Genomic DNA, 23,499 nt, shown 5'->3' with positions numbered 1-23,499 from the left:
TAGAACCTTAGAATCTTAAAAAAATGACCTTTTCAGAAGAAAACTACTTAAAATCGATATACCACCTTACAGCAGCTTTGGAAACTGAAGTCAGCACTAACGCTATTGCTGAAATCATGGAAACAAAAGCTTCCTCTGTAACCGACATGCTTAAAAAGCTGGCAGAGAAAGATTTGGTAAACTATAAAAAATACCAAGGTGTTTCTTTAACTGAAAACGGAAAACTTGCTGCAAAAATGATTGTTAGAAAACATCGTTTATGGGAAGTATTTTTAGTTGAAAAACTAAATTTCAGCTGGGATGAAGTTCACGATATTGCAGAACAATTGGAACACATCAAATCAGAACAATTGATTAATCGTTTAGATGATTTTCTGGGAAATCCGACGGAAGATCCACACGGTGACCCGATTCCGGATGCAAATGGCCGAATCATTAAAATTGAAAAACAGCTTTTATCTGAATTAGAAGAAAACCAAACCGGTGTTTGTGTTGGTGTTAAAGACACTTCTTCAGAATTTTTAAAATATCTGGACAAACAAGGAATTGCTTTGGGCTCTAAAATCGAATTTCTATCTAAAGAATCTTTCGATTTATCGGTAAAAATTAAGGTTGATGGAAGGGAATTATCTATTTCAAATAAAATTGCCTCTAATTTGTTTGTGAAACTGGTTTAATTATAGGAAATAAAAAAGAGCCAAAACTGTTTTAAATAGTTTTGGCTCTTTTTTTATTAATTTTGCCTTCTAAACAATTCCTTTCTCAATCATTTCTAACATAACCGGCGATGCATTTTTAAATGTCGGTGGCTGCTCAATAATACTTCCTGCATTCTTTTTATTTACTTTGAAAGTGAGATCGTTTTCTGTTGTAAAAAGTAAAGCAGTCAAAAACGGATTTTTTATATAAGTACCAAGAATCAATAAAGCTTCATCTAAAGTATGAATACTTTCAATTTCTTCTGTTTTATATCGAGTCGTCAGGGAAATTGAGAATGTGTTATCTTCATTCAAAACCAATCTGAAATAGATGTTTTTGATTTCGGTGTCGCCCATTGTTTTTGCCAAAGTCAGTTTTGCGAAAGTTCCGGCTTGAATACTTTCTTTAACTCGTTCACAAAAAAGGGCAAATATTGGTTCGTACATTTTTTTTAAGGTGCTAAGGTTCTGAGATGCTATCCCGATAGCTATCGGGACTAAGGTTTTACAATCTTTGTCTCTAATTTTAACCGCAAAGGTCGCAAAGATTTACGCAAGGTTCGCTAAGTTTTTAAATTTTCTTGCGTGCTTTGCGTAATCCCTTGCTCCCGATAGCTATCGGGATTGCGGTTAAGAAAAAAATTATTTACCTGTAAATTCAGCTTTACGTTTTTCTAAAAATGCCGTTGTTCCTTCTTTAAAATCCTGAGTTCCGAAGCATTTTCCAAAAGATTTTATTTCCGTATCAAATCCGTTTTTACCGTCTTCATAATTAGCATTGATTGCTTTTATGGCTTTTGCAATAGCAAACGGTGCATTTTTTATGATTTTTTGCGCAATCACCGTTGTAAACGACAAAAGTTCTGCTTGAGGCACAACATGATTAACCAAACCGTATTGTTTTGCTTCTTCGGCAGAAATCATAGCTGCAGTCATAATCATTTCCATTGCACGGCCTTTTCCAACTAATTGAGGCAAACGTTGTGTCCCTCCGTAACCTGGAATTAATCCTAAAGTAACTTCTGGCAATCCCATTTTTGCATTATCTGAAGCTACTCTAAAATGACACGCCATTGCCAATTCTAATCCTCCGCCTAAGGCAAAACCATTTACGGCTGCAATAACAGGTTTTTTAAGGTTTTCGATAAAATCGAACAAAGTTTCCTGACCTTCCGCAGCTAATTGCGCACCTTCAACAACCGTATAGTTTGCAAATTCTGAAATATCAGCTCCAGCAACAAAAGCTTTTTCGCCACTTCCAGTTAAAATTATAGCGCGAACTTCCTCATTTTTGCTTAACAATTTAATTGCTTTGCTCAAATCACTGATTGTTTCCTTGTTTAAAGCATTTAATTTAGCTGGTCTGTTAATCGTAATGGTTGCAACTCTCTCCTCTATTGCAACTAAAATATTTTCGTAATTCATGACGCTGATTTTATGAGTTTGTAATAGGCAAAGAAACCCTAAAAGTGGTTCCTTTTCCGTATGTTGATTCAAAGGTAATTGTTCCTTTATAATTTTCTATGATGTTTTTGATAATTCCGAGACCAAGTCCCATTCCGCTGGTTTTAGTGGTGAATTTTGGTTCGAAAATTCTGCCGATATCTTGTTTTTGAATTCCGATTCCGTTGTCTTTCACGGCGATTTCAACATTGTTGTTTCTTCTTTTTACCGTAACAACAATTGATTTTTGAAACTGACTTTCAGAAATTGCCTGAGTTGCATTTTTAACCAAATTGGTAATTACACGAATCAATTGCGTGCGATCCATCGTAGAAATGATTTCTTCTTCATCACTTTCAAAAGAAATATAATCTTCATTGAAAATATCCAAAGCCAATTCGACAACCTCAACAACATTTAATGTTTCATTTTGTTGCGCCGGCATTGAAGCAAAGTTCGAAAATGCTGAAGCGACAGCCGTCATCGTGTCAATCTGCTGAATTAAGGTTTCGGAGTAATCATTCATCTTTTGTTTAACGTCAGGAGCGCTTGGATCAAATTTTCTTTGAAAACTTTGCACAGTTAAACGCATTGGCGTAAGCGGATTTTTAATTTCGTGTGCAACCTGTTTTGCCATTTCACGCCAAGCTTCTTCACGTTCACTTTGCGCTAATTTAATTGCACTCGTTTCTAGTTTATCCACCATTCCGTTATATGCTTTTATAAGGAAATTGACTTCTTTACTATTGGCTTCTAAAACAATTTTCTCGTTTTTCTGATCCAGATTGGTTTCTTCCAAACGATCTGAAATGGTTTTAAGCGATTTTGTAATATAAGTAGAAAGGAAATACGCTAATCCAAAAGCGACAATCAGCATAAAAGAATACACCTGACTTAAACGAATTAAAAAGGTATTCAACTCATTATCATAATAACCGTCATCTTCTAAATAGGGAAGATTCAGAATTCCGAGTGGTTTGAATTTTTCGTCTTTAATTAAACTGTATGAAGATCGGTTTTTAACTCCGTCTATAGTTTTAATGTCTACAAATCGTTTTTCAATCGAAGAACGAACCAATTTCAAAATATATTCCGGAATTGGCGGCGGCGCTTTATCAACAGCGAAAGACTCTTTTGAAGATTTTAAAAGTTTTCCGTCAAGACTATAAATATTAATTTCGATTTTATGAATCTGAGCTAATTCGTGGATTTTATCTTTAAAAATCAAATCCAGATTTTGGGTTTTCAGCGGATATGTAGTAGTCGAAAGAACATAATTGATGTGTTCTTTTACCGCATTCTCTTTTCGTTCTAAACGTTCTTGATGGTATTCTTTGGCCTCAGTCTTAAACTGAATAATCGAAATCGAAGCCAATAAAAAAGATGCCACAACAATCAATACAATCATCGACAGGAAAATCCTGGTACGAAGCGATAGCATTGACATTTTGAAGTTGTTCAACATCTTTTTAGTTATAAATTATGAGTTATGAATTATGAATTATGTGTCATAAACTTACAACTCATAATTCATAACTCAAAACTCATAACTATTTTCTCTCTCTAATTCTCTTGTAAAACCTGAATCCCAGCATTATTAAAACCGAGAATAAAATAATCCCGATTACGCCGAAAATCCAGTTGATGGCACTTTTTAAAACTACTAAAAAGACAACAGCAAATAGAATAATTGTTGCACCTTCATTCCACAAACGCATAAAATTATTGGAATATTTCACCTCATCATTTTGCAATTGTTTGAAAATTTGATGGCATTTTCCGTGATATAAATATAAAAGAAAAACGAAACACAATTTTACATGCATCCACGGCATTTTGATCCAAATATGACCAGCGTCTGTAAAAAACAGCATCCAAAAAGCAAAAATACTCGCCAAAATTGCTGACGGCCATGTAATAATGTACCACAAACGATAGGCCATTATTTTGTATTGCGCCTGAAGAATTTCTTTTTCGGGCGAAGGTTTTTCATTTGCCTCAATTTGGTACACAAACAAACGCACAATATAAAACAAACCCGCAAACCAAGTGATTACAAAAATTAAGTGCAGTGATTTTAGATAGTTATAATATTCCATAAAGTCTTTTTTCTTTACTCTTGCCTCTTTCTTCTATTTAGCCCAATCATTAATCCAGTTAGAAACCGTCTGGCACCATTCATCATCATCATTCAAACATGGAATTGCCAAGAACTCTTCGCCACCTTTTGCTTCAAAATCTTCTTTGGCGCGCATGGCGATTTCTTCTAAAGTTTCTAAACAATCTGAAACGAAAGCTGGTGTTACAACTGCTAATTTCTTGATTCCTTTTGCAGGCATGTTATCAATTTCAACATCTGTATAAGGTTCTAACCATTTGTCTCCCGCTAAACGCGATTGAAATGTCAGACTGTATTTATCTTCAGGAAGTCCCAATAATTTAACAACTTGTCTTGTTGTTTCGTAACATTGGTGACGATAACAAAAATCATGCGCTGGCGAAGGCGTGTTGCAGCAAGATCCGTCAATTTTACAATGCGATTTAGTCACATCGGTTTTGCGAATATGACGTTCTGGAATTCCGTGGTAAGAAAACAATAAATGATCGTAATCAAAACCAATTAAATGTTTCTGAATGGAATCGGCTAAATTTTTGATGTAATCCGGTTTATTGTAAAATGCCGGAACATCTGTAAATTTCATGTGAGGGAATTTCTTCTTGCGAATTTCTTCGGCCTTTACTAAAATAGTTAAAGTTGAAGCCATTGCATATTGCGGATATAAAGGAAAAAGCATTACGTCTGTAACTCCTTTATCACTTAATTCCTGAAGTCCTTTTTCTATTGTCATGCTTCCGTAGCGCATTGCTAAAGAAACTGGAACATTTACAAGAGGCTGAACCTTTTTCTGCATTCTTTCAGACAATACTACTAAAGGAGAACCTTCATCCCACCAAATTTTTGCGTAAGCGTGTGCAGATTCTTCTGGTCTTTTTCTTAAAATAATACCGCGAACCAATAATGCTCTCAATAAATACGGAACGTCGATCACGTATTTATCCATTAAAAATTCATCTAAATAAGGTTTTACATCTTTTGGAGTTGGACTTTCTGGAGACCCAAGATTTACTAATAATACGCCTTTCATGTTTTTTGTTTTTGGCTTTAAGCACTAGGCTTTAAGCTTTTTATTTGTTTTTAAAATTTCGTCAAAAGTAAACGCTGTACTTTATTCGAAATATGATAATTATTACTTTTTAATTATTGTAGAATATTTAAAATCGATTTGGATAATTCGTGAAATTTTTCACGCAGATTTACACAGATTTAAGCAGATTAAATTCGTGAATTGCTTCGCCTGTTCGCTATCGCTCGGGTCGTGGCTAAAAAAAATTTAAACATTCGCATTAATCGACATCAAATACTTCTTTGGAGTTGTGGCAAACTTTTTCTTGAATGCTGCTATAAAATGACTTCCCGTGCTATAACCTATTTTAAGTCCAACCTCGTTTACATTATACGAACCGCTGTCTAATAGTTTTCGGGCGAAATCCATTTTGTAATCGAAAAGGAAACCGTAAACCGTATCTCCGTAAATTTGTTTGAAACCCATTTTAAGTTTCTTCAAATTCAAACCAATTTCATCTGCCAATTCTTGTAATCCTGGTGGTTCGGCCATGTTTGCGATGATGATTTCTTTTGCTCTTCGGATTTTTAGAACGTTATCTTCATCGATCAAAAACGGACATTGTTCTGCATTTGGATCTTCGGTTCTATTAAAATACAAACTCAATAATTCGTATCCTTTTCCTTTATAATAAAGGTTTTTTATAGATGGATGAAGATTATAATGAAACAACTGACTCAAAACAATCGCCATTGACGGACTGATATTCCCTTCGTTATAATACTTTTTGTCCTTATTATCAGGACTTAAAAACGTAATATAATCGGCTTCAGCAGAAAATAACGCGTGAAATTTTTTAATCGAAACAATTACCGAAATCACCCACGAGTTTGGGGCCAATTCTAAATTAAGTGGCAATTCTTTCTGCGGATTGTATAAAAGCAACGATTTTTCTTCCTTCAAATCCAAAGCATAAGAACCTTGATTGAACAAGAATTTAGCATTGCCTTTTATCCCGAAGTGGAACTGTATCAGACCAGTACCTATTTCATGCTGCGCATAAAATGGCTCTAAACTGTCATTTTGAAAACGGATCAGCGTAAAGTCGTCTTCAATTTTTATAACTTCTTGAGAACTCATAGCGATATTTTTTTTTTACTAAAATCAAAACTAACGCAAAATCTTATTTAGAATCACTCTAAACTAATCACTTGAAATGAGTTGATTTTGCTACAAAAATAGTCCTTTTTACTCAAAAACACCTATTTAGGTTCAAAAAAACATACAGCGACATAAAAAGTACTTTTAGCGTTATTTTTATCGATGGTATAGTAATAATTTTGTTGCACTTTTATGAAAGTGAATTTATGGAAAACAATAACGTACCGAAACACCTTTATTTTTACTCAGTTGGTCTGAGTTATAAAAAAGCTGATGCTGAGGTCAGAGGTCAATTTAGTTTGGATGCAGTTGCGAAGACTCGTTTACTGGAACAAGCTAAAAACGAAGGAATAGAAAGTTTATTAGTTACTTCAACCTGCAACAGAACCGAAATTTACGGTTTTGCAGAACATCCATTTCAATTAATAAAATTGATTTGCGATAATAGCAACGGCTCTGTTGACGCTTTTCAAAGAGTTGGTTTCGTTTACAAAAATCAGGAAGCAATCAATCACTTATTTCGTGTAGGAACTGGTTTAGATAGTCAGATTTTAGGTGATTTCGAAATTATATCCCAAATTAAAACGTCTTTTATCCATTCAAAATCTTTAGGTCTGGCGAATGCTTTTTTGGAAAGATTAGTGAATGCGGTAATTCAGGCGAGCAAAAGAATTAAAACGGAAACGGAAATTAGTTCTGGTGCTACTTCGGTTTCTTTTGCATCGGTACAATATATTTTGAAGAATGTTGAAGATATCAGCAACAAAAACATTTTACTTTTCGGAACTGGAAAAATCGGAAGAAACACTTGTGAAAATTTAGTAAAACATACTAAAAACGAACATATTACTTTAATCAACAGAACGAAAGACAAAGCTGAGAAATTGGCCGGAAAATTAAATCTGATTGTTAAAGATTATTCTGAATTACACTTAGAACTTCAAAAAGCCGATGTTGTCGTTGTAGCAACCGGCGCTCAAAATCCAACGGTTGACAAAGCGATTTTGAATCTTAAAAAACCTTTATTGATTTTGGACTTGTCGATTCCGAAAAACGTTCATGAAAACGTTGAGGAATTGGAAGGTGTAACGTTGATTCATATGGATTATTTGTCTCAATTGACAGATGAAACTTTGGAAAATAGAAAATTACATATTCCTGCGGCTGAAGCAATTATTGAAGAAATCAAAGAAGAATTTGTAATTTGGATGAAAGGCAGAAAATTTGCTCCAACAATTAATGCTTTAAAAGAAAAATTAAACGCGATCAAAGCTTCTGAATTGGATTTCCAAAGCAAAAAAATCGCTGATTTCAATGAAGAACAAGCTGAAATCATCAGTAATAGAATCATTCAGAAAATCACTACTCATTTTGCAAATCATTTAAAAGACGACGATACCATGGTTGATGAAAGCATCGAATGGATCGAGAAAGTCTTCAAAATAAAAGCATCTTAAATTTTACCATTAAGGCATTAAGAGAATTAAGTCAATCTTTGTCGAAGAAAATTAAGCCAAGCTATTTTTGAACACAAAGCTTAATTAACTTAATCTCTTAATGGTAAAAACAATAATACGTTCTATGACAAAAAAAGAGGTTACGCAATTGGCTTATGAAATTACAGGTTTTGCTATAAAAGTGCACAAAGCTTTGGGACCTGGACTTTTAGAAAGCATATATGAAAAGTGCCTCAAATATGAATTAGAACGAAACGGATATGATGTAAAACAACAATTATCTGTTAAAATTGATTATTACGATCTTGAATTTGAATCAGATTTAAGAATAGATCTATTGGTTAACGATTGTGTTGTTGTTGAATTAAAAGCTATTGAAAATCTTTTGCCAATTCACGAAGCGCAATTATTAACTTATATGAAATTATTACAAAGACCTCAAGGACTATTGATAAATTTCAACACAACAAACATTACAAAATCAATGAAACCACTTGTGAATGATTATTTCGCAAGATTAATAGATTAAATAAAATTTTGAACCATTAAGATATTAAAAAAGTTAAGCTTAATGTTCTCTGACAAAGAGAAGCTTAATAACCTTAATATCTTAATGGTAAAAAAGAAAAAACATGGCTGAAAAAACAATCAGAATTGGAACTCGCGATAGCGAATTAGCACTTTGGCAAGCACATAATGTCGAAAAACAACTAAATGATTTGGGTTATAAAACTTCAATTGTTGCGGTTAAATCTCAAGGCGATATTATTCTGGATAAACCTCTTTACGAATTAGGAATTACTGGAATTTTTACCAAAACGCTTGACATTGCGATGATTAATGGTGATATTGATATTGCCGTGCATTCGATGAAAGACGTTCCGACTGCTTTACCAAAAGGAATTGTTCAGGCTGCTGTTTTGGAAAGAGCCAATGTTTTAGATATTTTAGTACTTAAAGGCAATCCTGATTTCGCGAACCCAAGTACGATTGCGACAGGAAGTTTACGTCGCCAGGCGCTTTGGTACAATAAATATCCAAATCATACGGTGGTTGATTTACGTGGAAACGTGAATACGCGCATGCAAAAATTACAGGATAATGATTGGGACGGAGCTGTTTTTGCGGCGGCAGGTTTGGAAAGAATCAACTTAAAACCTGAAAACTATATCAATTTAGATTGGATGATTCCCGCGCCTGCTCAAGGAGCAATGCTAGTTGTGGCAATGGAAAATGACAATTATACTTTAGATGCACTTTCGCAATTAAATCATATTGAAACTGAAATTTGTACTTACATTGAACGTCAGTTTTTAAGAACGTTGGAAGGTGGCTGTACGGCGCCAATTGGAGCTTTGGTAACTTACAATGAAGACGAAGATACTTTACATTTTCAAGGTGTTTTGCTTTCTGTTGATGGAAAACAAAAATTGGAAATCAACAAAACGGTTGATATTTCAGAATGGAAAAAATTAGGTTTCAACGCGGCTCAGGAAATTTTGAATAATGGAGGAACCGAATTAATGCAGAAAATCAAAGAATCCCTGAAGAAATAATGGCAAATCCAGTTCAAATAGTATCTACTAAAATATTATCACCTCTTCATAAGCAAGAACTAATGAAATATGGCGTAGAAGTAATCGAAGCCGATTTCATTAAAACCGAAAACAAAGCTTTCGAATTAAAAGACCTCAACGAAAGTCTAATTTTTACAAGTCAGAATGCCGTTCATAGTGTTTTATCAGATCCAAAATCAGAAGAGCTAAAAAAGAAAAACGTGTACTGCGTTGGACTTAAAACCAAAACTTTATTGACAGATAATGGATTTAATGTTGTGGCTTACACAGGTTATGCATCTGATTTGGCAGAAATTATCACTTTGATTTATGGAAATGAAAGCTACACTTTTTTCAGCGGGAATTTAAGAAGAGATACTTTACCAGAAGCTTTAAAAGAAAACGGAATTAAATTCAATGAAATTCAGGTTTATGAAACTACGCTACAGCCTCAGAAAATAAAAGCAAATCCTGAAGCGATTTTGTTTTTTAGTCCGTCTGGAGTTAAAAGTTATCTAAAAGACAATACTATAAACAAACAAATCTGTTTCTGCATTGGCAATACCACCGCAGAAGCTTTATCAAAAATCACAAAAAATATAATCATCGCAGATCAGCCTACAATTGAAGACGTAATCGAAGATGTAATTCACGAATATAAATAAAAACCTTTGCAACTTTGTCACTTTGCGACTTTGCAACTAAAATAAAAAACTCATGTTAAAAAACGACTTATTTTTAAAAGCATTAAAAGGAGAAACAGTTCAGCGTCCGCCAGTTTGGATGATGCGTCAGGCAGGAAGATATTTACCTGAATTTAGAGAACTGCGTGATAAATATGATTTTTTTACGCGTTGCGAAACTCCAGAATTAGCTGCTGAAATTACAGTTCAACCAATTCGCAGAATTGCTCCGGATGCTGCTATTTTATTCTCAGATATTTTGGTAGTGCCACGTGCAATGGGAATCCACGTAGAATTGAAAGATAATTTGGGTCCGATTATTCCAGATCCAATCCGTACAATGGAGCAAGTAAATCAGGTTTATGTTCCAGATGTAAATGAAACTTTAGGTTATGTTTTCGATGCAGTAAAATTGACTAAAGAAATGCTGAACGACGAAGTGCCATTAATTGGTTTCGCTGGTTCGCCATGGACAATTTTCTGTTATGCTGTTGAAGGAAAAGGTTCTAAAAGTTTTGATACTTCAAAAGGTTTCTGCTTTTCAAATCCAGTTGCAGCCCATACTTTATTGCAAAAAATCACAGATACAACAATTTTATACTTAAAAGAAAAAGTAAAATCAGGAGTAAATGCCGTTCAGATTTTTGATTCTTGGGGAGGAATGCTTTCTCCTGTTGATTATCAGGAATTTTCATGGAAATACATCAACCAGATTGTTGACGCTTTAGCTGAAATTACTCCAGTTATTGTTTTCGGAAAAGGTTGTTGGTTTGCTCTTGGCGATATGGGCAAAAGTAAAGCTTCTGCATTAGGAGTTGACTGGACTTGTTCGGCTAGAAATGCTCGTTATTTGTCTGGTGGAAATATTACTTTGCAAGGAAACTTCGATCCGTCAAGATTGCTTTCTCCAATTCCGACTATCAAGAAAATGGTTCACGAAATGATCGACGAATTCGGAAAAGATAAATATATCGTAAATTTAGGTCACGGAATTTTACCAAATATCCCTGTAGATCACGCAAAAGCGTTTATTGACGCGGTGAAAGAATACGGGCAATAATAGTTGATTGTTTATGGTTGATAGTTGTTGGATAAAAAACACTATCAACCATAAACCATAAACCAACAACTTAAAACATGTTAAACAAAGGTTTAAGAGATGAGGATAAAATCAGAATTGATAACGTACTTAAAACGTTACGAACTCTTATTTTTGTGCCTTATCCTTTGACTTCTTTACAACAATCAGAAATTGAAAATCAACTGAAAGAATTCGGGTTAAACATTCAAAGTTTAGTTGATTATTCAAATGAAGATCTAACAGGATTATTGATTCGTCTTCATTTTGATTGGGAACAATTAGAACAATTTGCTGATATATTAGTCGAATTTTCAAAAACTGAAAACAATAATTTTGAAAATAAAGCTTTAGCGATTTACCAATATATCCAACAAGAAAGCAAAGTTTTTTCTTTCGGAATCAATACTAAAATTGCTTCTCTAAAAAACAAATAAAAGATGAGTTTTACTGATTGGAAAACAGACCGAATTGAAAATATTCTTCCTAAAGAGTTTTATAAACTGATTGATAAGAATAAAAATCACATTGGAAAAACTTTCCCTGTAACACTAGCTAATTCTGACTCACCAGAAAAAGCAGAAAATTTTATCTCCGTTAATAAAGACAAAGAAAGAAACGGTGAAGGATATTATTTCTTCGCCCGAGATATAAAAACAAATAATCTAATTGGTTATTTGTGTGTAAAAACTATTGATTACCGAATTTCAAAATGTGAGTTAGGTTATTTTATCGACGAGGATTTTCAAGGCAAAGGCATTACATCCGAAATGGTTTCTAAGGCACTCGATTTTTGTTTTAACGAATTGACGATGAATAAAGTTTTCATCTGTACTTCAGAAATAAACTTAGCAAGTCAACGAATTGCATTAAAACATAATTTTAAACAAGAAGGAATTTTAAGAGACGAATTTAGAAATGGTGATGGCACATTACAAAACACCGTTTACTTCGGACTTCTTAAATCAGAATACAATTTACAATGAAAGACAAATTTTACGCATACATACAACAATTGCAAGACCAAATCTGTATTGGATTAGAAGCTGTTGACGGAACTACAAAATTCCGTGAAGATCTTTGGAAACGTCCGGAAGGCGGCGGCGGAAGAACACGTGTTATTGAAAACGGAAATGTTTTCGAAAAAGGCGGCGTAAACATTTCTGCAGTTCATGGAAAATTGCCTGAAACGATGCAAAAAATGTTTAATGTTGGCGAAGCCGATTTTTTTGCCTGCGGATTAAGTTTGGTTTTACATCCGAAAAATCCAATGACACCAACGGTTCACGCAAACTGGCGTTATTTTGAAATGTATGATGAATCTGGAAAAGTAATCGAACAATGGTTTGGTGGCGGACAGGATTTAACGCCTTATTATTTGTTTGAAGAAGATGCAAAACACTTTCATCAAACATGTAAAACCGCTTGTGACAAGCATAATCCAGAGTTTTATCCGAAATACAAAAAACAGTGCGATTCCTATTTCTGGAATGCACATAGAAATGAAGCTCGGGGAATTGGAGGTTTATTTTTTGATTATTGCAAAGCAAATGAATCAATGTCAATGGAAAATTGGTATAACTTTGTAACTGAGGTTGGTAATAGTTTCCTGGAAGCTTATGTTCCAATTGTAGAAAGAAGAAAAAATTTAGCATATACTCCAGAAAACAGAAACTGGCAGGAAATTCGTCGTGGTCGTTATGTTGAGTTTAATCTTGTTCATGACAAGGGAACTTTATTCGGTTTAAAAACGAATGGAAGAATTGAAAGTATTTTAATGAGTTTGCCTCCGCATGTGCAATGGGTTTACGATCATCATGCAGAAGCAGGAAGCGAAGAAGAGAAATTGGTAAATGTGTTAGAAAACCCACGCGAATGGATGTAAAACTGATTTATGTAGCGTTTTTTGCAAGTGTTTTTGGGTGTTTCGCTCAAAATGACACTTTGCAAAATCCCTATTTTAAATCCTATAATGATAAAATTACGGCCAGTGTTTATTATTTAGACACTTCAAATAGTTTTCAAATTACATCAGATAATCAGGATCCGAAGATATATCTTGATCTTATTCCCAATCGCAAAGAGCAAATCGGTTTTAGTTTAAATTACAAGATTATTGATATTACGATTGGTTTTGCTCCGAAATTTCTTGGTGGAAATACGGGAGATTCCCATTCTAAAAATTTTAATTTCAACACCCGTTTTTATTATAAAAAATGGATGCAGTCCTTAACTTTTATCAATCAAAAAGGGTTTTATGTCAGTGATGATAATTTTACTGCACAAATGCCCAATATGCGAAGTACAAAAATTGGCGGATCGACTTCCTATGTTTTTAATGACAAATTCTCATTCAAAGCATTGGTAAACCAAAATGAATGGCAAACCAAAAGTTCCGGAAGTTTTATTCCAAATTTTTCTTTCTATTACACCAATATTGACCTAAATACGCCCGATACAACACCTGGAGATATTTACGTATTTACTTTAACGCCTTCTTACTTTTATAATTTTGTAATAAGTGATCGCGTTTTAATTGGAGCAGGTATTGGTTTGGGTGCCGGAATTAACGATGTTGACGGAGATACCTCAGCGTTATATCAAGCCGATTTAAATTTAAAATTAGCTTATAATCAAGATCGTTTCTTTGCTTTTGCAAGTCTGAATGCGGTAACCTTTGATCAGGACGAAAAGGTAGATCCGAGATTGAATGACAATATTGTCACTTTAAAAATTTCCGCAGGTTATCGATTTGATCCTCCAAAAAAAGTAAAAGAAGTATACGACAAGGCAAATAAGAAAATAGGTCTTTAAAAAGGCTTCAAAATAGCAAAAACAAGCATAAGCAGGGATTTCTAATAATTAAAAATCATTATTATGGAAAAGACAGATGTAAAAACGGCACAATTAAATCGTATGCATTCCGGAAAAGGCTTTATCGCCGCACTTGATCAAAGTGGTGGAAGTACTCCAAAAGCTTTAGCACAATACGGCGTACAGGAAAGCAGTTACACGAATGATGAAGAAATGTACACACTTGTTCATGAAATGCGAACAAGAATTATAAAGAGTCCTGCATTTGATAGTCTATATATTCTCGGAGCAATTTTGTTTGAAAATACAATGGATCGTAAAATCGACGGACAATGGACAGCCGATTATTTATGGGAAAAGAAAAACATCGTTCCGTTTCTCAAAGTAGACAAAGGACTTGCTGATCTTTCAAATGGAGTTCAAATCATGAAACCTATTTCCGGTTTAGATGAATTGTTAACCCGAGCAGTAGAGCGAAATGTTTTTGGAACTAAAATGCGCTCAGTAATTAAAGAAGCCAATCCAGCCGGAATTCGAGAAGTTGTTGAACAACAATTTGCAGTTGGTTTGCAAATCTTCGAAAAAAGATTAATTCCGATTATCGAGCCGGAAGTTGATATTTACAGTTCAGATAAAGAAAAGTCAGAAGAAATCTTAAAAGAAGAAATCTTAAAAGCACTTAACAAACTTGATAAAGATGTAAAAGTGATGCTGAAACTTTCGATTCCAACCGTAAATAATTTCTATAGTGATTTAATGGCTGATCCGCATGTTGTGCGTGTCGTTGCGCTATCAGGAGGTTATTCTCGTGATGAGGCCAATGAAAAATTGTCACAAAATCACGGATTGATTGCCAGTTTCTCAAGAGCATTATCAGAACGACTTTCAGCCGGACAATCTGATACGGATTTCAATAACGAGTTAAGTAGCACAATTAAAGAAATTTACAAAGCTTCAATTACATAAAAGCTTTAGAAAATAAAACACAAAAAATGAATATTTTCAGGACAAAACCTGAAACTTTAAACTTTAAACAAATTAAAATGTTCCCATTACAAAGAAACCGTCGTTTAAGAACCAATGAATCTATTCGTTCTTTAGTTCGCGAAACAAGTCTAAGTCCGCAGGATTTTATGCTTCCAATGTTTGTTGCCGAAGGAAAAGATATAAAATCGGCAATTCCTTCAATGCCTGGAATTTATCGCCATTCGTTGGATAACACAATCAAAGAAGTAAAAGAAGCTTGGGATTTAGGAATCAAAGCGGTAAATATTTACGTAAAAGTCAGCGACAATTTAAAAGACAATAAAGGTACCGAGGCTTGGAATAAAGATGGTTTGATGCAACAAACAATTCGTGCAATTAAAGATGCTGTTCCGGAAATGATTGTAATGCCCGATGTTGCTCTTGATCCGTATTCAATCTACGGTCACGACGGAATTATCGAAAACGGTCAATTAATCAACGACGCAACTGTTGACGCCTTAACAAGAATGAGTTTAAGCCATGCTGAAGCCGGAGCCGATTTTGTAGCGCCAAGCGACATGATGGACGGACGAGTTTTGGCAATCAGAAAAGCTTTGGAAGAAAACGGCCATCATAATGTTGGCATTATGAGTTACAGTGCAAAATATGCATCTGCATTTTACGGTCCGTTTCGTGATGCGTTAGATTCTGCTCCCGTAGATTCTCAAAATATCCCAAAAGACAAGAAAACATATCAAATGGATTATGCTAACAGAATTGAAGGAATTCGAGAGGCATTATTAGACGTTGAAGAAGGCGCAGATATCGTAATGGTGAAACCGGGAATGGCTTATTTGGATATCGTTCGTGAGGTAAAAAATGCCGTTCACGTGCCGGTTGCGGTTTACCAAGTATCTGGTGAGTACGCGATGGTAAAGGCCGCAGCAGAAAGAGGGTGGCTTGATCATGATAAAATTATGATAGAGCAACTTTATTGCATTAAGCGTGCAGGGGCTAGTATTATCTCAACTTATTTTGCAAAAGAAGCTGCAGTAATTTTAAATAAATAAAATGAAAAAAGCAGTATTCTTAGCCGCCGTTTTAGTATTTGCTTCATGCAAAAAAGAGAGTCAGGAACCTTTCGGAAAGTCATCTGAAAGTACAACAGAAACTTCTTCCGAAGGCGAATCGGCGAAAGCCACAACTCCAGTTGATTTAGGAAAAGAAATTTTTGAAGGAAGAGGAAATTGTACTTCTTGCCATCAACCTGATCAAAAAGTTATTGGCCCGAGCATTCAGGAAATAGCAAAAATCTATAAAGACAAAAAAGGTGACATCACCACTTTCTTAAAAGGAAACGCAGATCCAATTGTCGATCCGAGTCAATTTGCGGTAATGCAGACTAATTTTGCAGTAACCAAAGAAATGTCTGATGAGGAATTAAAAGCTATAGAAGCTTATATTTACAGCTATTCAAAGTAACTTGGTCTTATTATAAAATAAAAAACGGCGCTTATTATAGCGTCGTTTTTTATTTATACAGTTTTCGAAAAAGTTAAATCTTGAAGTTAATTGATACTGATGACATACTGTTGTCACAACTCGGATTTAATTTTGGGTCATCAACCAATAAATTTAAACATAATGTACAATCAAGAATTTAGTGTAATTGGAATTTCGATTAGAACAACGAATGAAAATGGACAATCGGCAAAAGACATTCCGGCTCTTTGGAACACTTTTTTATCAGAATCCATTGCAGAGAAAATTCCAAACAAAATTTCGCAAGATATCATTTGCATTTATACAGATTACGAAAAAGATCACACTAGACCTTATACCACAATTTTAGGCTGTGTGGTAGACAATCTGAATAGTATTCCAGAAGAAATGACGGGGATAACAATTCCAAATTCTAATTATGAAAAATTCACACCAAAAGGGAATTTGGCCGATGGAATTGTCTATAACGAATGGCTAAAAATATGGGAATTAAATCTGGACCGAACTTTTACAAGTGATTTTGAAGTTTATGGCGCAAAAGCTCAAAATCCTGAAAATGCTGAGGTTGACATTTATATTGCTATTAAATAATAAAAAAACGGCGCTTAATAAGCGCCGTTTTAATATTTATAAGATTACCAGATTTTAACTCTTTTCTCTGGTTCAAGATACATAGCATCTCCTGGTTTAATTCCGAAAGCCTGGTAAAAAGCATCTAAGTTTTTAATTGGCACAACAGCTCTGTACATTCCTGGAGAGTGCGGATCTGTTTTAACTTGGCTCTTAATTGCTTCGTCTCTAGATTTTGTTCTCCAAACAGTAGCCCAAGAAATAAAGAAACGCTGTTCTGGAGTAAATCCGTCGATTAATCCTGGATTTCCGTTTGCTTTCAAATACAATTGTAAACCATCGTAAGCAGCATTTGTTCCTCCTAAATCTCCAATGTTTTCACCTAAAGTAAATTTACCGTCAACGTGAATTCCTGGCAATGGCTCTAAAGCGCTGTATTGCGCAGCAAGATCTCCTCCAAGAGCAGTAAATTGTTTTAAATCATCAGCTGTCCACCAGTCAACTAAGTTTCCGTCAGCATTGTAACGAGCACCAGAATCATCAAAACCGTGAGAGATTTCATGTCCAATAACTGCTCCAATTCCACCATAGTTTACAGCAGCATCAGCTTGATAATTGTAGAAAGGTGGCTGTAAAATCGCCGCTGGGAAAACAATCTCGTTGTAAGATGGATTGAAATAAGCATTTACAGTTTGTGGAGACATTCCCCACTCTGTTTTATCAACTGGTTTTCCAAGTTTAGATAAATTGTCAGCGTAAGCCCATTTTGAAATATTTTTCATATTATCAAAATACGTTCCGCCTTCTTTAACATCTTTAAGCTCTAATTTTGAATAATCTTTCCATTTGTCTGGATATCCAATTTTAACCGTTAATTTTTTTAATTTTTCAATAGCTTTAACTTTAGTTTCAGCAGACATCCAAGGCAAAGCATTGATTCTGTTTTCATACGCCAACATTACATTAGCAATCATGTCTTTTGCTTTTGCTTTTGCTTCAGCAGGGAATAATTTCTCTACGTAAAGTTTTCCTAAAGCTTCACCAGTTGCTCCGTTGATTACTTGCAAAGCAACTTCCTCACGTGGACGTTGTTTTAAAGCTCCAGTTAATGTTTTTCCGTAGAAATCAAAATTTGCATTTTCGATATCTGTAGTCAAAGTTGAAGCAGCTCTGTTTAATAGAGACCATTTTAAGTACTCTTTCCAAGCTTCTACTTTCTTTTCAGTAAAAGTTTTTTCTAAAGCGATCATGTAACGAGGCTGTGCCACATTTACAGTATCTAATTTTGCCATTCCAATTCCTGTGAAATATTTTTCCCATTGAATTGATGGTGTATTCTTTTTCAAATCAGCAACAGCTGTTGGATTGTATTGTTTTCTTCTGTCTCTTCTTTCAACACGATCCAATCTTGGCGCAGACATTTCAACCTCCAAAGCCAAAATTTGTTTTGCACTTTCTTTTGCTTTTGCAGGAGATTCCCCAATGTACTGCATCATACGAGCAACGTGAACTTCGTATTTTTCACGTTTTTCTTTAGAATCTTTATCATCTGAATTGTAGTAATCTTTATCAGATAAACCAAGAGTTCCAGGTCCTAAAGTCACAGAATTTTTATTACTGTTTTTAGCATCAGCACTAACATAAACTCCAAAGAAACCTGATCCGCCAGAAAGTTGCATTTCAGTAATGTAGTTTTGAAGATCCGAAACATTTTTAATAGCGTCGATTTTCTTCAAATAAGGCTGAAGTTGTGTAACTCCTCTTTTATTTCTTCCAACAGTATCCATGATAGTGTTAAATAAAGCGATTGCTTTACCTTGGTCAGTATTTGATTTATACTTCGGGTTTTTCGAAGCTTCTTTCAAAATAGCAAGTGAATTCTCGTCTGTCTTTTGACGCAATTCATTAAAACTTCCCCATGAATTTCTATCACTAGGAATTTCAGTTTTGTCTAACCAAGCTCCGTTTACATAACGAAAAAAGTCCTGGCTTGGACTTACTTTAGTATCCATATTGGCAATATTGATACCTGGTTCTTTTGGTTTTGCATCTTGAGCTTGAACTGCTGTTATCGTTAACATTGCAGAAACTACACAAAACATTGGTTTAGTAAGCTTTTTAATCATTATAATTTATTGTTTTAGTATATACACAAACATATTGTTATTATTTTGAATACTATGTTAAAATTTTCCAATAATTAAAACTCTTCTTTAATATTAAATTTCCGAATAGAATACAGCTAAAAATTTCATTAATAATCTGTGAGATTTATACCCAATTTTTGAAATTGTTTTTGGAATATTTGTCAAAAGAAAAATCATCAAAGTGAAAGCAAAAATTCAGAATGCAGTTTCAGGAAAAGTTGACGCAATTGGACTTCCAATTTTAGCTTTATGCTGGGTAAGTTTTGGTTGGGGAACAACTTGGCTTGCATCAAAAGAAGGTGTAAAACATATGCCAGCACTTCAACTGGCCATGATTCGTCAGTTTTTAGCCGGACTAATCTATGTTGGTTATTTTATTCTGAAAAAAGAACCTTGGCCAAAAGGCAAACAGTGGATAACCATTTTAATTCTTGCCTTCTTGAATTTTGTTTGCAGCAATGGTTTAAGTACTTGGGGTGTGAAATACATCAGTAGCGGACTTGGTGCAATAATCAGTGCTATTTTTCCAATTTGGATTATCATTATTAACTTTTTCAATGGCGAAAGAGTTGCAAAACTTGCCATAACAGGAATTTTAATCAGTTTTGGCGGCATCTGTATTATTTTCATTGATCATTTGACTGACTTTTTCAAACCCGATTTTCAATTCGGAATCCTTTTGACAGTTATTTCAACCATCACATGGGCGTTTGGAATTTTGTTTATTAAGAAGAAAGCAGCGAGTTTCAATCCTTATTTCAGTTTAGGTCTTCAAATGCTAATTTCAAGTTTCATTCTTTACGGAATTACTGAGCCTTTAGAGATGAATATTTCGCTTGCCGAAATTCCAACCACTTCATGGTGGGCAATTGGCTATCTTGTAATCATTGGTTCCGTATTAACTTTCATTGCTTTCATCTATACGTTGCAGCATCTTCCAACAGAAATCAGCAGTATTTATGTTTACATTAATCCGATTGTAGCTATGGTTTTAGGCTTTTTTATTTTTGGAGAAATGCTGACACAAGCCATAATTCTTGGAAGTGTAGTTACTTTATCAGGAATATATCTGGTGAACAAATCCATCCGAAAAAACAAAGCTTAAATGAAATTCTAATAAGCTGTTAAAAAGCTTTAAGAGTAAGTATTTTAAAATGCTCTTTTTGTATTTTTGCGCCAAATTATTTTTATGAAATCGCTTCTATATAAATACCGCAAATTCTTTATTGTTTTAATTGTATTTTCGGTTGTTACGATATCCTTATTTTATTCGGCTTTAAAACCACAAAAAACACTTCCAATTTACAATCCGTCTGATGTAAATCCGGAATTAGTTGACAGTACGATTCAATATAAAAGTAAATATCACACAATTGCTGATTTTTCGTTTGTAAACCAAAATGGCGATACAATCACTCAAAAAAATTACAAAGGTAAAATTTATGTAGCCGATTTCTTTTTCACAACTTGTGGTTCTATTTGTCCAAAAATGTCAACCAATCTTGTTGATGTTCAGAAAGCCGTTTTAAACAATCCAAAAGTAATGCTGCTTTCACACACTGTTTTCCCAGAAGTCGATAGCGTTTCGGTTTTAAAAGAATATGCCATAAAATATGGTGTTGTAGACAGCAAATGGAATTTGGTTACCGGCGACAAAAAAGAGATTTACACTATGGCCAGAAAATCATATTTGGCAGTTAAACTTGGCCGACCAGATCAATTGTATGATATGGTTCATACTGAAAATTTCGTTTTGGTTGATCAAAAAAGACGTGTTCGCGGTTTTTATGACGGAACCAATAAAGAAGAAATCAAACGTCTTTTAGAAGACATAGATTTCTTGTGCAAAGAGTAAAATCCCTTATTTTTAGAAAGATTTAGCATATTCAAAAGTGTTAAATGCCTTTAAATAAAGAATTATTGCCTACTTTTGCAATCTAAACTCAATCTAAATAAGCTTGCAAAATACAATTCACACTCTGAAAAAAGGCGAGAAAGCCATTATCAAAGATTTTGATATCGATCTTATTCCTCTAAAATTATTAGAAATGGGTTGTTTGCCGGGAAGTGAAGTCGAATTATTACAAATTGCTCCTTTTGGAGATCCATTATATTTAGACATTAACGGTTCGCATGTTGCAATTCGTATCGAAACAGCTCGTGAAATTGAAGTTGAACTTATCAAAAGCAATTTATAATGAGTGTTCAAAATATTAATGTTGCCCTTATTGGAAATCCAAATACCGGAAAAACTTCTGTTTTCAATCAATTAACGGGTTTAAACCAGCAAGTTGGAAATTATCCTGGAATTACGGTTGAGAAAAAAATGGGATTTTGCAAACTTCCGCATAATATCAAAGCCAATATTTTAGACTTACCAGGAACGTATAGTTTGAATGCCAGTTCAATGGACGAAAGCGTAGTTATTGAACTTTTGCTAAATAAAAACGACAAATTATATCCTGACGTTGCCGTTGTGGTAACAGATGTCGAAAATCTGAAAAGAAATTTACTGATTTACACTCAAATAAAAGACCTTGAAATTCCAACGATTTTAGTGATAAACATGTCTGATCGTATGGAAAGAAAAGGAATTTCATTAGATATTCCGTTTTTAGAAGAAAAATTAAAAACTAAAATTGCTCTGGTAAGTTCCCGAAAAGGTTTAGGAATTGATGCTTTAAAGGAATTAATTGTTTCGTATAAAACCATTCCGCACGAACCTTGCCTTAACGCTTCGGTAATTGACGAAGAATATTTCAAAAAACTCCAACACGCATTTCCGAATCAATTGTTGTACAAACTGTGGCTTGTTATTACACAGGATGTCAATTTTTCGAATTTGGACAGAAATGAAATCAGAAGCACTTTTACCAAATCACATTCTGAATTAAAGCGTCTTCAACAAAAAGAAACTATTAAACGTTATCAGTTTATCAACGACGTTTTAAAAGAAGGATTAAAAGTCGATGCATCAATGGCAAAAGACATTCGTGCAAAACTGGATCGCGTTTTAACGCACAAAGTTTGGGGCTATGTTATTTTCTTTGCGATTTTATTTTTGATTTTCCAATCGATATTCAGCTGGTCAACAATTCCTATGGATTTCATTGACAGCACTTTTGCATCTTTAAGCGCTTGGGCTGCCGAAACATTACCAAGTGGTATTTTAACCGATTTACTTTCGCAGGGAATTATTCCGGGAATTGGCGGCGTTATTATTTTTATTCCGCAAATTGCCTTTTTATTCTTGTTCATTTCAATTTTGGAAGAGAGCGGTTATATGAGCCGTGTTGTTTTTTTAATGGATAAAATAATGCGCAAATTCGGGCTCTCAGGAAAAAGCGTTGTGCCTTTGATTTCAGGAACTGCCTGTGCCATTCCCGCAATTATGGCAACTCGAAATATCGAAAACTGGAAAGAACGATTAATTACAATCTTGGTAACGCCATTCACAACTTGTTCGGCAAGATTACCTGTTTATGCTATTATTATTTCGCTGGTAATTCCGAGTACACGCGTTTTTGGAATATTGAATCTTCAGGGATTAACCTTAATGTTTCTCTATATTCTCGGATTTGCGACGGCAATTCTATCCGCTTATATTTTAAATAAGGTTTTAAAATTAGAATCAAAAACGTATTTCGTAGTCGAAATGCCAAGTTATAAATTGCCTCTTTTTAAAAATGTCGGAATCAATGTTGTAGAGAAAACCAAAGCATTTATTGTGGGCGCCGGTAAAATCATTTTAGCCATTTCTGTTATTTTATGGTTTTTGGCTTCTTATGGTCCTGGAAAAGATTTTAATGAAGCCGAAAGCATTGTGAAAGAAAAATTTGCAGAAACTACACTAAACGAAGTTCAGTTTGAAAATGAAGTCGCTTCTCAAAAATTAGAAAACTCTTATATCGGATTAATGGGAAGAGCAATCGAGCCGGCAATTGCGCCTTTAGGCTACGATTGGAAAATCGGGATTGCATTAATCAGTTCATTTGCAGCGAGAGAAGTTTTTGTTGGAACACTTGCCACCATTTACAGCGTTGGAGATACTGACAATGAATCGACTATAAAAAGCAAAATGCAACAGGAAATTCATCCTGAAACAGGTCAAAAAGTATTTAATTTTGCAACCGGAATTTCATTATTGCTGTTTTATGCCTTTGCAATGCAGTGCGCAAGTACATTAGCCATTACAAAAAAAGAAACCAACTCATGGAAATGGCCGGCAATGCAACTGGTATTTATGAGTGGACTAGCTTATTTTACTGCTTTAATCGCATATCAACTATTAAAATAAA

At 34.3% G+C, this 23,499-nt stretch carries 25 protein-coding genes; 18 read left to right on the top strand and 7 right to left on the bottom strand.

Translation table 11 applies throughout. From position 1 onward, the window contains the following. Positions 1-23 precede the first annotated feature (23 nt). Entirely contained in the window at positions 24-677 is a 654-nt protein-coding gene (locus tag ACNFIH_RS13095; RefSeq protein WP_035652653.1) for a metal-dependent transcriptional regulator, read from the top strand. A 69-nt stretch (positions 678-746) separates the two neighbouring features. Here ACNFIH_RS13095 and ACNFIH_RS13090 read toward each other — a convergent pair whose 3' ends face one another. The 6 genes from ACNFIH_RS13090 to ACNFIH_RS13065 all read right to left on the bottom strand — a co-directional run bounded on the left by ACNFIH_RS13090 (position 747) and on the right by ACNFIH_RS13065 (position 6,406). Continuing rightward, positions 747-1,145, bottom strand: coding sequence for a hypothetical protein (locus tag ACNFIH_RS13090; RefSeq protein WP_035652651.1), 399 nt, complete (start codon positions 1,143-1,145; stop codon positions 747-749). Between the two features lie 195 nt (positions 1,146-1,340). After that, positions 1,341-2,123 (bottom strand): enoyl-CoA hydratase/isomerase family protein, encoded by a 783-nt coding sequence (locus ACNFIH_RS13085; RefSeq protein WP_426483485.1) that lies wholly within the window; start codon positions 2,121-2,123, stop codon positions 1,341-1,343. A gap of 10 nt (positions 2,124-2,133) precedes the next feature. Then, entirely contained in the window at positions 2,134-3,549 is a 1,416-nt protein-coding gene (locus ACNFIH_RS13080) for an ATP-binding protein (RefSeq protein WP_081909398.1), read from the bottom strand. 142 nt (positions 3,550-3,691) lie between these two features. Continuing rightward, on the bottom strand, positions 3,692-4,240 hold the full coding sequence (locus ACNFIH_RS13075; RefSeq protein WP_426483484.1) for a CopD family protein: 549 nt from the start codon (positions 4,238-4,240) through the stop codon (positions 3,692-3,694). A 33-nt stretch (positions 4,241-4,273) separates the two neighbouring features. Beyond that, on the bottom strand, positions 4,274-5,287 hold the full coding sequence (hemH, locus tag ACNFIH_RS13070) for a ferrochelatase (protein WP_426483483.1): 1,014 nt from the start codon (positions 5,285-5,287) through the stop codon (positions 4,274-4,276). Between the two features lie 246 nt (positions 5,288-5,533). Next, on the bottom strand, positions 5,534-6,406 hold the full coding sequence (locus ACNFIH_RS13065; RefSeq protein ID WP_035652643.1) for a helix-turn-helix domain-containing protein: 873 nt from the start codon (positions 6,404-6,406) through the stop codon (positions 5,534-5,536). Between the two features lie 227 nt (positions 6,407-6,633). Here ACNFIH_RS13065 and hemA point away from each other — a divergent pair, with 227 nt between their 5' ends. From hemA to ACNFIH_RS13000, 13 genes are all read left to right on the top strand, one after another. Further along, entirely contained in the window at positions 6,634-7,884 is a 1,251-nt protein-coding gene (gene hemA / locus ACNFIH_RS13060; protein ID WP_035652641.1) for a glutamyl-tRNA reductase, read from the top strand. Between the two features lie 124 nt (positions 7,885-8,008). Continuing rightward, positions 8,009-8,413 carry a GxxExxY protein gene (locus ACNFIH_RS13055; protein ID WP_111425384.1) on the top strand — a complete coding sequence of 135 codons (405 nt, stop codon included), beginning with the start codon at positions 8,009-8,011 and terminating at the stop codon, positions 8,411-8,413. Positions 8,414-8,516: 103 nt separating this feature from the next. Continuing rightward, positions 8,517-9,440 (top strand): hydroxymethylbilane synthase, encoded by a 924-nt coding sequence (hemC, locus tag ACNFIH_RS13050; RefSeq protein WP_426483482.1) that lies wholly within the window; start codon positions 8,517-8,519, stop codon positions 9,438-9,440. Continuing rightward, positions 9,440-10,105, top strand: coding sequence for a uroporphyrinogen-III synthase (locus tag ACNFIH_RS13045; protein ID WP_426483481.1), 666 nt, complete (start codon positions 9,440-9,442; stop codon positions 10,103-10,105). The genes hemC and ACNFIH_RS13045 overlap by 1 nt, the downstream gene beginning before the upstream one ends. 52 nt (positions 10,106-10,157) lie before the next feature. Beyond that, on the top strand, positions 10,158-11,183 hold the full coding sequence (hemE, locus tag ACNFIH_RS13040; protein WP_426483480.1) for a uroporphyrinogen decarboxylase: 1,026 nt from the start codon (positions 10,158-10,160) through the stop codon (positions 11,181-11,183). A 77-nt stretch (positions 11,184-11,260) separates the two neighbouring features. Then, positions 11,261-11,638, top strand: coding sequence for a hypothetical protein (locus ACNFIH_RS13035; RefSeq protein ID WP_426483479.1), 378 nt, complete (start codon positions 11,261-11,263; stop codon positions 11,636-11,638). Between the two features lie 3 nt (positions 11,639-11,641). Beyond that, entirely contained in the window at positions 11,642-12,187 is a 546-nt protein-coding gene (locus ACNFIH_RS13030) for a GNAT family N-acetyltransferase (RefSeq protein ID WP_426483478.1), read from the top strand. After that, a complete protein-coding gene (hemF, locus tag ACNFIH_RS13025; protein ID WP_426483477.1) occupies positions 12,184-13,086 on the top strand; it encodes an oxygen-dependent coproporphyrinogen oxidase in 903 nt (300 codons plus the stop codon). The genes ACNFIH_RS13030 and hemF overlap by 4 nt, the downstream gene beginning before the upstream one ends. After that, positions 13,077-14,015: a DUF4421 family protein gene (locus ACNFIH_RS13020; protein ID WP_426483476.1), complete on the top strand. Its 939-nt coding sequence runs from the start codon at positions 13,077-13,079 to the stop codon at positions 14,013-14,015. The genes hemF and ACNFIH_RS13020 overlap by 10 nt, the downstream gene beginning before the upstream one ends. 63 nt (positions 14,016-14,078) lie before the next feature. Further along, entirely contained in the window at positions 14,079-14,981 is a 903-nt protein-coding gene (locus tag ACNFIH_RS13015; RefSeq protein WP_426483475.1) for a fructose bisphosphate aldolase, read from the top strand. A 77-nt stretch (positions 14,982-15,058) separates the two neighbouring features. After that, entirely contained in the window at positions 15,059-16,051 is a 993-nt protein-coding gene (gene hemB, locus ACNFIH_RS13010) for a porphobilinogen synthase (protein ID WP_115887722.1), read from the top strand. A gap of 1 nt (position 16,052) precedes the next feature. Then, positions 16,053-16,463, top strand: coding sequence for a c-type cytochrome (locus ACNFIH_RS13005; RefSeq protein WP_426483474.1), 411 nt, complete (start codon positions 16,053-16,055; stop codon positions 16,461-16,463). A 162-nt stretch (positions 16,464-16,625) separates the two neighbouring features. Further along, positions 16,626-17,075: a GyrI-like domain-containing protein gene (locus tag ACNFIH_RS13000; RefSeq protein WP_426483473.1), complete on the top strand. Its 450-nt coding sequence runs from the start codon at positions 16,626-16,628 to the stop codon at positions 17,073-17,075. 44 nt (positions 17,076-17,119) lie between these two features. Here the strand turns inward: ACNFIH_RS13000 and ACNFIH_RS12995 are convergent, their stop codons facing one another. Beyond that, a complete protein-coding gene (locus ACNFIH_RS12995) occupies positions 17,120-19,180 on the bottom strand; it encodes a M13 family metallopeptidase (RefSeq protein WP_035652609.1) in 2,061 nt (686 codons plus the stop codon). A 202-nt stretch (positions 19,181-19,382) separates the two neighbouring features. On the opposite strand from ACNFIH_RS12995, the gene ACNFIH_RS12990 reads away from it, so the two are divergent. The 4 genes from ACNFIH_RS12990 (at position 19,383) to feoB (ending at position 23,498) form a co-directional block, all read left to right on the top strand. Further along, on the top strand, positions 19,383-20,306 hold the full coding sequence (locus ACNFIH_RS12990) for a DMT family transporter (RefSeq protein ID WP_426483472.1): 924 nt from the start codon (positions 19,383-19,385) through the stop codon (positions 20,304-20,306). 84 nt (positions 20,307-20,390) lie between these two features. Next, a complete protein-coding gene (locus ACNFIH_RS12985; protein ID WP_426483471.1) occupies positions 20,391-21,056 on the top strand; it encodes an SCO family protein in 666 nt (221 codons plus the stop codon). A gap of 103 nt (positions 21,057-21,159) precedes the next feature. Then, positions 21,160-21,399: a FeoA family protein gene (locus ACNFIH_RS12980; protein ID WP_035652602.1), complete on the top strand. Its 240-nt coding sequence runs from the start codon at positions 21,160-21,162 to the stop codon at positions 21,397-21,399. Continuing rightward, on the top strand, positions 21,399-23,498 hold the full coding sequence (gene feoB, locus ACNFIH_RS12975; protein ID WP_035652601.1) for a ferrous iron transport protein B: 2,100 nt from the start codon (positions 21,399-21,401) through the stop codon (positions 23,496-23,498). Before ACNFIH_RS12980 ends, feoB begins: the two co-directional genes overlap by 1 nt. Position 23,499: the final 1 nt, after the last annotated feature.

It is taken from the genome of Flavobacterium sp. 2, from assembly GCF_049949195.1.
GTDB lineage: Bacteria > Bacteroidota > Bacteroidia > Flavobacteriales > Flavobacteriaceae > Flavobacterium.
This window is presented reverse-complemented; position numbering and strand designations above follow the sequence as displayed.

Coding starts and splice junctions, on each gene's coding strand:
- ACNFIH_RS13035 (WP_426483479.1), top strand. CDS start 11,261: ATGTTAAACAAAGGTTTAAGAGATGAGGATAAAATCAGAATTGATAAC.
- ACNFIH_RS13045 (WP_426483481.1), top strand. CDS start 9,440: ATGGCAAATCCAGTTCAAATAGTATCTACTAAAATATTATCACCTCTT.
- hemH (WP_426483483.1), bottom strand. CDS start 5,287: ATGAAAGGCGTATTATTAGTAAATCTTGGGTCTCCAGAAAGTCCAACT.
- ACNFIH_RS13000 (WP_426483473.1), top strand. CDS start 16,626: ATGTACAATCAAGAATTTAGTGTAATTGGAATTTCGATTAGAACAACG.
- ACNFIH_RS13095 (WP_035652653.1), top strand. CDS start 24: ATGACCTTTTCAGAAGAAAACTACTTAAAATCGATATACCACCTTACA.
- ACNFIH_RS13080 (WP_081909398.1), bottom strand. CDS start 3,549: ATGATTGTATTGATTGTTGTGGCATCTTTTTTATTGGCTTCGATTTCG.
- hemA (WP_035652641.1), top strand. CDS start 6,634: ATGGAAAACAATAACGTACCGAAACACCTTTATTTTTACTCAGTTGGT.
- ACNFIH_RS12985 (WP_426483471.1), top strand. CDS start 20,391: ATGAAATCGCTTCTATATAAATACCGCAAATTCTTTATTGTTTTAATT.
- ACNFIH_RS13015 (WP_426483475.1), top strand. CDS start 14,079: ATGGAAAAGACAGATGTAAAAACGGCACAATTAAATCGTATGCATTCC.
- ACNFIH_RS13065 (WP_035652643.1), bottom strand. CDS start 6,406: ATGAGTTCTCAAGAAGTTATAAAAATTGAAGACGACTTTACGCTGATC.
- ACNFIH_RS12995 (WP_035652609.1), bottom strand. CDS start 19,180: ATGATTAAAAAGCTTACTAAACCAATGTTTTGTGTAGTTTCTGCAATG.
- ACNFIH_RS13055 (WP_111425384.1), top strand. CDS start 8,009: ATGACAAAAAAAGAGGTTACGCAATTGGCTTATGAAATTACAGGTTTT.
- hemC (WP_426483482.1), top strand. CDS start 8,517: ATGGCTGAAAAAACAATCAGAATTGGAACTCGCGATAGCGAATTAGCA.
- ACNFIH_RS13030 (WP_426483478.1), top strand. CDS start 11,642: ATGAGTTTTACTGATTGGAAAACAGACCGAATTGAAAATATTCTTCCT.
- hemE (WP_426483480.1), top strand. CDS start 10,158: ATGTTAAAAAACGACTTATTTTTAAAAGCATTAAAAGGAGAAACAGTT.
- ACNFIH_RS13020 (WP_426483476.1), top strand. CDS start 13,077: ATGGATGTAAAACTGATTTATGTAGCGTTTTTTGCAAGTGTTTTTGGG.
- ACNFIH_RS13005 (WP_426483474.1), top strand. CDS start 16,053: ATGAAAAAAGCAGTATTCTTAGCCGCCGTTTTAGTATTTGCTTCATGC.
- ACNFIH_RS13090 (WP_035652651.1), bottom strand. CDS start 1,145: ATGTACGAACCAATATTTGCCCTTTTTTGTGAACGAGTTAAAGAAAGT.
- feoB (WP_035652601.1), top strand. CDS start 21,399: ATGAGTGTTCAAAATATTAATGTTGCCCTTATTGGAAATCCAAATACC.
- ACNFIH_RS13085 (WP_426483485.1), bottom strand. CDS start 2,123: ATGAATTACGAAAATATTTTAGTTGCAATAGAGGAGAGAGTTGCAACC.
- hemB (WP_115887722.1), top strand. CDS start 15,059: ATGTTCCCATTACAAAGAAACCGTCGTTTAAGAACCAATGAATCTATT.
- hemF (WP_426483477.1), top strand. CDS start 12,184: ATGAAAGACAAATTTTACGCATACATACAACAATTGCAAGACCAAATC.
- ACNFIH_RS13075 (WP_426483484.1), bottom strand. CDS start 4,240: ATGGAATATTATAACTATCTAAAATCACTGCACTTAATTTTTGTAATC.